8 protein-coding genes and 1 pseudogene are annotated in these 9085 nt (G+C 51.6%); 8 read left to right on the forward strand and 1 reads right to left on the reverse strand.

Annotated elements, in window-relative coordinates; all coding sequences use genetic code 11:
• From BMY49_RS16175 to BMY49_RS16190, 4 genes are all read left to right on the forward strand, one after another.
• Nucleotides 1-234 (forward strand): transposase (locus BMY49_RS16175; protein ID WP_143058152.1); only part of this gene is annotated, 234 nt, incomplete at its 5' end.
• Nucleotides 235-629: 395 nt separating this feature from the next.
• Complete coding sequence (locus BMY49_RS16180; RefSeq protein ID WP_089676050.1) at nt 630-2906, forward strand: copper amine oxidase; 2277 nt, start codon at nt 630-632, stop codon at nt 2904-2906.
• Between the two features lie 69 nt (nt 2907-2975).
• Nucleotides 2976-4331, forward strand: a complete 1356-nt coding sequence (locus BMY49_RS16185; protein ID WP_089676051.1) for an alginate export family protein — start codon at nt 2976-2978, stop codon at nt 4329-4331.
• A 105-nt stretch (nt 4332-4436) separates the two neighbouring features.
• Entirely contained in the window at nt 4437-5846 is a 1410-nt protein-coding gene (locus tag BMY49_RS16190; protein ID WP_089676052.1) for an aldehyde dehydrogenase family protein, read from the forward strand.
• Nucleotides 5847-5902: 56 nt separating this feature from the next.
• Here the strand turns inward: BMY49_RS16190 and feaR are convergent, their stop codons facing one another.
• The gene (gene feaR / locus BMY49_RS16195; RefSeq protein WP_089676053.1) at nt 5903-6817 is read right to left on the reverse strand and encodes a transcriptional regulator FeaR; all 915 of its coding nucleotides are present in this window, start codon (nt 6815-6817) and stop codon (nt 5903-5905) included.
• 332 nt (nt 6818-7149) lie between these two features.
• On the opposite strand from feaR, the gene BMY49_RS16200 reads away from it, so the two are divergent.
• From BMY49_RS16200 to BMY49_RS16215, 4 genes and pseudogenes are all read left to right on the forward strand, one after another.
• The gene (locus BMY49_RS16200; RefSeq protein WP_167359388.1) at nt 7150-7728 is read left to right on the forward strand and encodes a site-specific integrase; all 579 of its coding nucleotides are present in this window, start codon (nt 7150-7152) and stop codon (nt 7726-7728) included.
• A 111-nt stretch (nt 7729-7839) separates the two neighbouring features.
• Entirely contained in the window at nt 7840-8079 is a 240-nt protein-coding gene (locus BMY49_RS16205) for a hypothetical protein (RefSeq protein ID WP_089676055.1), read from the forward strand.
• Between the two features lie 18 nt (nt 8080-8097).
• Nucleotides 8098-8286 (forward strand): annotated as a pseudogene (locus tag BMY49_RS16210) (IS630-like element ISHsp2 family transposase); the annotation flags it as partial.
• 240 nt (nt 8287-8526) lie between these two features.
• The coding region (locus tag BMY49_RS16215; RefSeq protein WP_143058153.1) for a beta-keto acid cleavage family enzyme at nt 8527-9085 on the forward strand (559 nt) is incomplete at its 3' end.

Genomic DNA, 9085 nt, shown 5'->3' on the forward strand with positions numbered 1-9085 from the left:
GCCCCGGAGAGCGAGGACCCCGTCGAACAGATGGCACACCGCTTGAAGACGCAGGCGGGCCGAGCGCTCTACGCATTGCGCAAACATACCGTGGAGCCGGTCTTCGGGATCATCAAACACGTGATGGGGTTCCGGCAGTTCTCGCTACGCGGACTGGATAAGGTCAGCGGCGAGTGGCGATTGGCCACCATGGCGTGGAATATCAAGCGGATGCACCGGTTGACGGCGGGCTGAGGGCTCGCCGCGCCCAACCGGCCAGCAGGCAAGGCGTCAGAACCGCCTTGCAGAAGCTGAGGGGCAGGTTAAGAGCCACACAACAGCACCAACACCAACACCAACACAGGGGGGGGGGTGAAGAACCCACGCCTCAGCTCATCCATTAACCTCAAGTCCGACAGACTGCTAGGCAATAGGTAATCGGCCCGACCCGGGTATTTCGATTTTTCTCTACGTGGCACGTTTCCGCAAAGGTCTGGCATCAACTCAAAAGTCCCTGGGCCTCTAAGCTGGTATTCCTATTGTTATAAAAACTGGTTGGAGGTGGTCTCTAACGCGGCAGCCGCTCGGCTATCGCTATCTTGAGGGAAACGAGCCTTCAGCTCACATTGGAACCATTGTCAGGAGTGATCATGGACAATAAGAAAACATTACTCGCTCTATCGCTTGCATCCTCTCTTCTACTGACGAGCCCGGCCACCATGGCCCATGGTGGCTCGCCAGATTATCTGCCAATAGATCAGGCTCTCAGTTCTTCAGGTGCAACCTATGAACTCAGTGATGACAACAGTGAACTGCTGATTACCTCCGGGGAAGCTGACATTCGGGTGCCCTTAGGGGAAACTCAAGCTCTATACAACGGAGAACCTGTTGAGCTCTCTGCTCCGGCAAGACTCCATGATGGTGAAGTCCTAGTAGAGCGAAGCTTTGTGCATGATCTTTTCAAAGATCATGTGCCACAGACTATGCGCACAGAAGGCCGGAGTCATCCTCTGGACTCACTAACAGCAGAGGAGATTAGAAACGCGGCAGAGGTAGTTAAAGCATCGACGTACTACACAGATAATATGCGTTTTACCGAAATACGCTTGGCAGATCCAGACAAAGGCAGTGTCTGGGACTGGTATTTTGGTGGTTCCCATGATTTTGAGAGGCATGCCGAGTTCACTGTTCTAGATGGAAGGAAGGTAATTGAAGGAACCATAGACCTAGCTTCTGGCGACATACTGCGGTGGGAGCATATCGAAGGTGCACATGGCATGGTTACTTTCGATGATTTTATGGCCGTACAGGAAATTATCGCTGAGAGCGAAGCTTATAAAGAAGCGTTGAGAAAACGCGGCATTGACGATATCGATAATGTCGTTGCTACCCCGCTAACAGTGGGGTACTTCCAGGGGGAAGATGGCCTTGAGCATGATTCTAGGCTGTTAAAGGTGGTGTCTTATCTTGATGTGGGGGATGGCAATTACTGGGCACACCCGATCGAAAACCTTGTCGCAGTCGTTGATCTGGAAGAGAGCAGCATCTTGAAGATTGAGGATGAAGGCGTTGTCCCTATTCCCATGACTCCTCGCCCCTATGACGGGCGCGATCAGATGGATATAGCAGACGTCAAACCTCTGGTAACGATGGAGCCAGAAGGCAAAAATGTGTCCATGACGGACAGCATGATTCACTGGCAGAACTGGGATTTCCACCTCAAGCTGGATGCTCGTGTTGGCCCCGTTATCTCGACCCTTACCTATAACGATCAGGGTGATAAACGAAAGGTCATGTATGAAGGCTCATTGGGCGGCATGATCGTGCCCTATGGGGATCCTGATGTCGGCTGGTACTTCAAAGCCTATCTCGACTCCGGTGAATATGGGATGGGTAACCTTACCTCGCCGCTGGTGCTCGGTACCGATGTTCCCGCCAACGCTACACTCTTGCCAGCAACCCTGGCGGATAACAATGGTGATCCTTTTACCATTCCTAACGCCATAGCAGTATTTGAGCGCTACGCAGGACCTGAGTTCAAGCACACTGAAATGCTAGGCAGCAGCCCTGGCAATGAAAGCCGCCAGCGCCGGGAGCTAGTTGTCCGGTGGGTCAGCACTATTGGCAACTACGATTATATGTTCGATTGGATTTTTATGGCCAATGGCAATATCCAGTTGACGGTCGGGGCCTCTGGCATTGAAGCGGTTAAGGCTGTCAGATCACGCACCATACATGACGAGACGGCCGAAGAAGATACTCGCTACGGCACACTGATTGACCACAACATTGTGGGCACTACACACCAGCATATCTATAACTTTCGCTTGGACCTAGATGTTGATGGCGAGCAGAACAGCTTAATGGAAATTGACCCAGTCGTTGAGGAAAACACCGCTGGTGGCCCCCGCAAGAGTGTCATGGTTACCAGAGAGCGCGTCGTTCCCACGGAGCTTGAGTCTGTTCAGAAATTCGACCCCTCCACCATCCGACTGATGACCAACCCAAACGAAGAAAATCGCATGGGCTATCCGGTGGGCTACCAAGTTATACCATTCGCTGGAGGAACCCATCCGATCGCTAAGGGGGCGTTATTCAGTGAAGATGACTGGCTTTTCAAGCGCGTTAACTTCATGGATAAGCAAATATGGGTTACCCAATACAATCCAGACGAGCGCTTCCCGGAAGGCAAATACCCGAACCGCGCCGAAACGGATACTGGCTTGAAAGTCTTTGTCGAGGATGATCAATCTATCGAGAACGTCGATACCGTGCTGTGGATGACAACAGGTGCCACGCATGTAGCCCGTGCCGAGGAATGGCCAATTATGCCGACGGAGTACGTTCACTCCATGCTCAAACCATGGAACTTCTTCGACCAGACACCCACATTAAACCTGCCCGAGCCGGAAACCCCGGAGAACTGATCGTACTAGGTAAAGCCTGACCAGGCAGAAATGCCTGGTCACAAATCGGATCTGCAGGATGTGAAGCGAATGAAAACAAAAATCTTTATTCAGCGCATGGCGGGCCTAGTCAGTGCCGCTACGGCGGTAGCGGCATTCTCCATGCCTTCTCTGGCTTACAATGTTTATGAAAAAGACAGTACTGAACTTAATGTTGATATCGAAGCTGTTTTAGGCGTTTTCTATAGTGAGGAGAGTTATAGCCTTGGTGCCAAGTCCGAAGCTGGCGATGCCAAGTGGCAAGAGGGTTATATCAAGTATGGGCTTTCTGGAAGCCAAACTATGGGCGCGGGTAGCGGATTGTACGGTGCCATCAACCTGATGACGTCCGCAACTGGCGGGGATGGCGACGCAGGGGGATTCACCTCGGGCAATGAGCGGGAAACCAAACTGGAAGATGCCTATGTCGGTTGGCGTTCAGGCAGGCTGATTCCGGCGCTTGGTGATGATGGTCTTGATATTTCCATAGGGCGGCAACCGTTCACCATCGGTGATGGCTTCCTCATCAATGACGATGCGCTCAATTTTGGCGATGCACTCAGTGCTCCTGGCCTGGACTTTGACCGAGGGGGTGCGTACTGGCTAGCAGCGCGCAAGGCCTTTGGTCAAACTGCCATTGCGCGTATTGGCGGCTCCGATGGGCTGCGTGCAGATCTGTTCTGGCTGTCGTCTGATAACCGGGCCCAGGCAGAGATGGAGCTTGCAGGGGTCAATGCCGAGTACGTTAGCCAGAAGGGCACCTTTGGCCTGACCTATATTGAGGGCCTGGATGTAGACGATACCTTTGCCCCCCTCACCGGTTACCGCTCACGGGATGGACAGCAAACGACAAGCTTGCGCTATCAGGGCAATGCCGGTGTTGAAAACTTTTTCCTGTCCGCGGAATTTGTTACCCAGAAACCAGGGGGCAGTTCCGGTAAAGACGCTGATGCATGGTACGCCGAAGCAGGCTGGACTTTCAGCGATGTTCCTTGGTCACCCAGTATCAACTATAGGTTCTCAAGCTTTGATCAAGGCTTCGACCCACTGTTTTTTGGCCTCAACCGTGGTTACGGCACCTGGTTTCAGGGTGAAGTTGCGGCCAACTATGCGGGGCCTTTTAACTCCGCTACAGACGTGCATCACCTGGGTCTGAAGGCGACGCCAACAGAGACACTTAGTGTTGGCGCGCTCCTCTTCGACTTCAGCGACACAGCGGGCGGTAGTGGAAGCCTGAACGCTCAGGAAGTCAATCTTTATGCCGAATGGGTGGCATCTCCACATCTGATTATCAGTCCTGTGATTGGGTTTTATAACCCGGATAAAAGTGCCGCTGAAGGGGGTAGTCAGCTCGGCAGTAATGACACCAGTACCTATGCCCAGATAATTGCGATTATGCCGTTTTAAAGCAACACAGCTAGGCCCATAACCCCAAGCTCTTTAGGTTGGGTAGTGGATCGCTCAGCAATTATCCGACTCACAGCTCAAATACAACTTCAGAAGAGTAATTTCATGCAGACCTATCACAATACGGTCCGTGGTAAACAGACTGAAGCAAACGAACATCAGGAAATCTGCAACCCCGCCACTGGCATTACTCTGGGGCTTGCACCTATTAATAGCGAACTCGATGTTGATCTTGCCGTAGATGCTGCTCGTCAGGCACAAAAAGCCTGGGCTAGCACCAGTGACCAGGAGCGTCGGGAAGCAGTGGCGCGGGTTGCACAGGTACTGGAGGAGAACTCGGGATATTTGGCTGGGTTAATTACACAGGAACAGGGCAAGCCACTGTCGGGGCCCGGGTCGCGCTTCGAGATGCAAGCCTGTGTTGGCTGGACACAGGTTCCGTCTGCCTTAGAACTCCCTCCTGAAGTGGTGTATGAAGACGATAAGCGTAAGGATGTTCTTTATCGATTCCCCTTGGGTGTCGTCGCTGCTATTGCCCCCTGGAATTGGCCACTAATGATTGCCATCTGGCAGATTATCCCTGCTATCCGTATGGGTAATACGGTGGTGCTTAAACCCTCTGAATACACGCCTATTGCAACACTGGAAATGGTCCGGTTGATTAGCCAAGTGCTACCTCCCGGTGTGCTTAATACGGTCTCTGGAGATGGCCGTATCGGTGCTGCACTGACCAGCCATCCTGACATCGACAAGATCATGTTTACTGGCAGCGAGTCGACTGGTCGGCGTATTGTGGAAGCGTCTTCGCAGAATTTAGCTCCTATTACTTTGGAGCTTGGTGGTAACGATGCTGCCATCATCATGCCCGGCACGGAAACCAGTGCCATAGTAGAGGATCTTTTCTGGGGGGCCTTCTTGAACGCAGGGCAGACGTGTGCCTGTATCAAACGACTATATGTCCATGAGAATGACTACGACTCCGTGGTGGCTGCGCTTAGCGACTTTGCTTGCCAGGTACCTATTGGCGACGGCATGGATGAGAGCAACTTGATCGGCCCTCTGCAGAACACGATGCAGCACAATAAAGTGAAAGAATTAATAGCCGACGCGCGTGCCAATGGCTGTGATGTTATAGAGTTTGGGGACATCCCTGAGACAGGTTATTTTCTGCCACTGACCTTGGTGGGTAACATCCGGGATGGTCACAGGCTGGTCGATGAGGAGCAGTTTGGACCTGCTTTACCAATCATTCGCTACCGCAGCCTGGACGAAGCTATCGGTTCTGCCAATCGCCTGTCGGCTGCCCTTGGGGCATCAGTCTGGGCTAACAGCCTGGAAGAGGCAGAGTTGGTGGCTTCAAAGCTAGAAGCCGGGACGGTCTGGATCAATCAGCATGGTGCGATCCATCCCATGGTACCTTTTGGAGGTAACAAGGCCTCTGGTTATGGGGTGGAGTTCGGTATAGAAGGCTTGAAAGCTGTCACTCAACCGCGAGTCATCAGCATTAAGAAGTGAATGCTAAGTAACCCGCTCACCTAAGGGTCTGTCGGAACATATCGGGCAGGCCTTTTTCAGGTAACCAATTGCTGGCAATAGCGGGATGGCGTGATGCCGAAGTGCTGCTTGAAAGCCGTTGAGAATGCGCTAGGGCTGGCAAAACCAAAACGGTATCCTGCCTCGGTCAACCCCAGTTTACTTTTTGAGGTTTTGAGGTAGTCAGCACACATCTCTAGCCGTTGGGTTTTAATATACTCAGAAACGGTCATAGAGTGGGCGGCAAAAGCCCTGTAGAGGCTGCGCACGGACGCCCCGGTCGCATTGGCCACTATCTTAGGGCTCAATGCAGGGTCGCCAATATTTTCCCGAATAAAAGAGGCGGCCTGCAAGAAAACCCTATCATTAGGACTATGCTGCCCCACACTGCGAATGACCGAAGGCTTTAACAACATGATCAGCGAATCAAGGAGGGCAGAGCTTTCCTCAGCATCCAAGTTGTCATAATGGGCGGCTTCGGCAATCAGGTGGTTGGCAAAACTAGCAATATGGCTGTGAGACGGAATTCGGACACCAAGTTCTATACCAGATAGGTTTAATGTACGTTCGATGACTGGGCGAGGCAAAATCAGCGATATTTGCTGGGATGTCCAATCATAGGTAAAGGAGAATGGAAGAGCTGAATCCACCAAAACGATATCTCCAGTCTGGAGTATCGAAACATTGCCTGCCTGCTCAACACGGGATTCTCCCTGCACTTGAAAGACACAAAAAAAATCGGGTGTTATGCAGCGGCGTATCTCATTTCGGCCGCGAAAAAGTTGGGCGCCTCGAATCGTGACTCGAGACATATCCAGGATGCTTCCTCCCATTTTATAAATATTGGCAGAGAAATCTTTACCTAAGGGGGTTGCTGAAAAAGGGCCACAAATCTGGTTAACATCACTGATCCAGTGATCAAACACCCCCTTTGATTGAGCGCCTGTATGCATGGTTTGCCTATTAGAATTGGATTTTTTAAGGTAGATAAGCGCGAAGCTAGATAGCTAATCGATACATGTCAAGGCCATTTTAACTGTCCTTCTCCAAGATTTTTCCTATGCTTTTGATACATAAAGATTATTGTGGTGATATTTTTAGAGTCATTTTTCCTGCCTTTTTACCAAGCTTATAAGAAATTATGTTGGGAGCGAAGTGAGGTTCAAAGAGGGCTGCGTCTGCGTCTGCTCCACGTCAACGCCACCTCTCTTTGCCTGAACTACGTCAACTGTGGCAAGCGATAGATGACACCCGTGCCGATAACGAAGGCAAAGCTACAACCGCGGTGCTGAGTATTCCCGTAGCCAATGCGCTAAAGCTGCTGATCCTGACAGGCTGCCGCCGTAGTGAAGTGGCATTTATGCGCTGGGATGAAATCAAAAAAACAGAATGGACAATACCCGCTGAACGCACTAAATCACGCCGCCAACATAAGGTTCACCTTAGCCAGTTGTCGCTTGAACTGCTGGCAGAACAGCGCCAGCTAGCAGCAGGTGAATTTGTTTTTGCATCAACTCAAGGCACTGGTAAGCCAATTCACCCGGATAGCTTGAGCACCACCATCGCGCGCTTACAAGGCCGTGCCAGAAAAGAGCACGATGACAGCGCGCCTCTTTATTATCTTGAGCACTTCACCACTCACGACCTAAGGCGTTCCTTTGCCACTCAAGCCACTGAACTACTCATGGCAGATCCACTTTTGGTGGAAATGATGCTTGCCCACGCTCCACCGAAGCTAATAGGAACCTATAACCGTGCTGCTCGCTGGAAGTCACAAGTAGACGTATGGCGGCGCTGGGGAGAAGTCGTAGCTCAAAGTGTCGCATACGAGCAATACTCTAATGTTATAAGCATAAAACGCTGAGTTTCCGACCAAGTTATCATTCTGCACTACCATGGTTGTGAAAGGAGCCTAACCATATGCCGGAAAACAACAGCATTTGAACTGATGCTCGATAGCACCGTCGGAAGGGATATGACAGAAGGATTGGCTTTCGCCACATGCTATTACTCCTCCCCCTTGCAGGGTGAGGGCTTCACGGAGAGTTTTATGGACTACAAACATGCAATTGTGAAGGTAGAAGATGGCACGGAAACTCTGCTTTGCAACAACTGCGGCATTGTCATTGCTAAGGGTACGCAACATGAAGATAGGGAACACTACTGCACAATGTGTATGAGCGGTAATTGCAAAGCAAAATTCAAGGAAGAGTAGTAACAAAGTGAGGGCAAAAGACCTAGGGCCTTCAGGCGGAACATAGTTGAGTGGATATCGTACCGTGTGCAACTGGTTTACTTATCGGCCTACTCGCCGGAGCTAAATCTAACTGAGTTAAAGGGGCGTCAAATGAAGTAGGCTTGGCTTTCGTTGAGTGCTTACCTTTCGTTTGATCATCTCAGTGGAGAGGTACATCAGCTATGACGTAGCTATTTAGCTGATCGCACGATTAATTTTGAATGAGCACTTAGCACCACTGCTCGGTGCGCTCGTATCATCACGCGACTGCGTGATGCTTGACGCGTCAGTTGGTAAACACTTGCCAGCCAAATAACAAAAAAATCTTGTCGCTTAGCGGACCCTGCATGTCGCTTAGTGACAACTCAGCTCAACGACTTGTTGCCACAATAGGGCTAACCTCTTAGCCCTTAAAAGGAGCAGCAAGTGAATAGAAACGTGATTTTAACCTGTGCAGTCACTGGCGCCGGCGACACGACGGCAAAAAGCCAACACGTGCCCATCACCCCGAAGCAAATAGCCGATGACTGCATTGCCGCCGCGAAAGCCGGGGCTAGCATAGCGCATATTCATGTGCGCGACCCCGAAACGGGTGGCATTAGCCACTCCCTAGACCACTTCCGCGAAGTGATGGAGCGTGTGCGCGAAGCCGACATGGATATCGTCATGAACATCACCGCAGGCGGTGGCGGCGACTGGATTCCCGACGCGAATGACCCCACCCGTGGTGGCCCCGGCACTGACATTCAAACACCGGCTCAGCGCCATGAGCCGGTCGGTGAACTACTGCCCGAACTGTGTACGCTCGACTGCGGCAGCCTCAACTTTGGCGATATGGTCTACGTCAATCCCGCCGATTGGCTGCGCGAGCACGCACGCTTGGTGCAGGCGGCAGGCGTCAAAGCTGAGCTGGAGTGTTTTGACTTGGGCCATGTGTGGTTCGCTCGTCAGCTACAGAAAGAGGGATTGATTGAAGGCGATCCTC

This window comes from Vreelandella aquamarina (assembly GCF_900110265.1).
Classification (GTDB): domain Bacteria; phylum Pseudomonadota; class Gammaproteobacteria; order Pseudomonadales; family Halomonadaceae; genus Vreelandella; species Vreelandella aquamarina.

Excerpts from the sequence above, each read along its gene's own strand:
- feaR (WP_089676053.1), bottom strand. The coding sequence starts at position 6,817 with ATGCATACAGGCGCTCAATCAAAGGGGGTGTTTGATCACTGGATCAGT.
- BMY49_RS16190 (WP_089676052.1), top strand. The coding sequence starts at position 4,437 with ATGCAGACCTATCACAATACGGTCCGTGGTAAACAGACTGAAGCAAAC.
- BMY49_RS16180 (WP_089676050.1), top strand. The coding sequence starts at position 630 with ATGGACAATAAGAAAACATTACTCGCTCTATCGCTTGCATCCTCTCTT.
- BMY49_RS16185 (WP_089676051.1), top strand. The coding sequence starts at position 2,976 with ATGAAAACAAAAATCTTTATTCAGCGCATGGCGGGCCTAGTCAGTGCC.
- BMY49_RS16205 (WP_089676055.1), top strand. The coding sequence starts at position 7,840 with ATGACAGAAGGATTGGCTTTCGCCACATGCTATTACTCCTCCCCCTTG.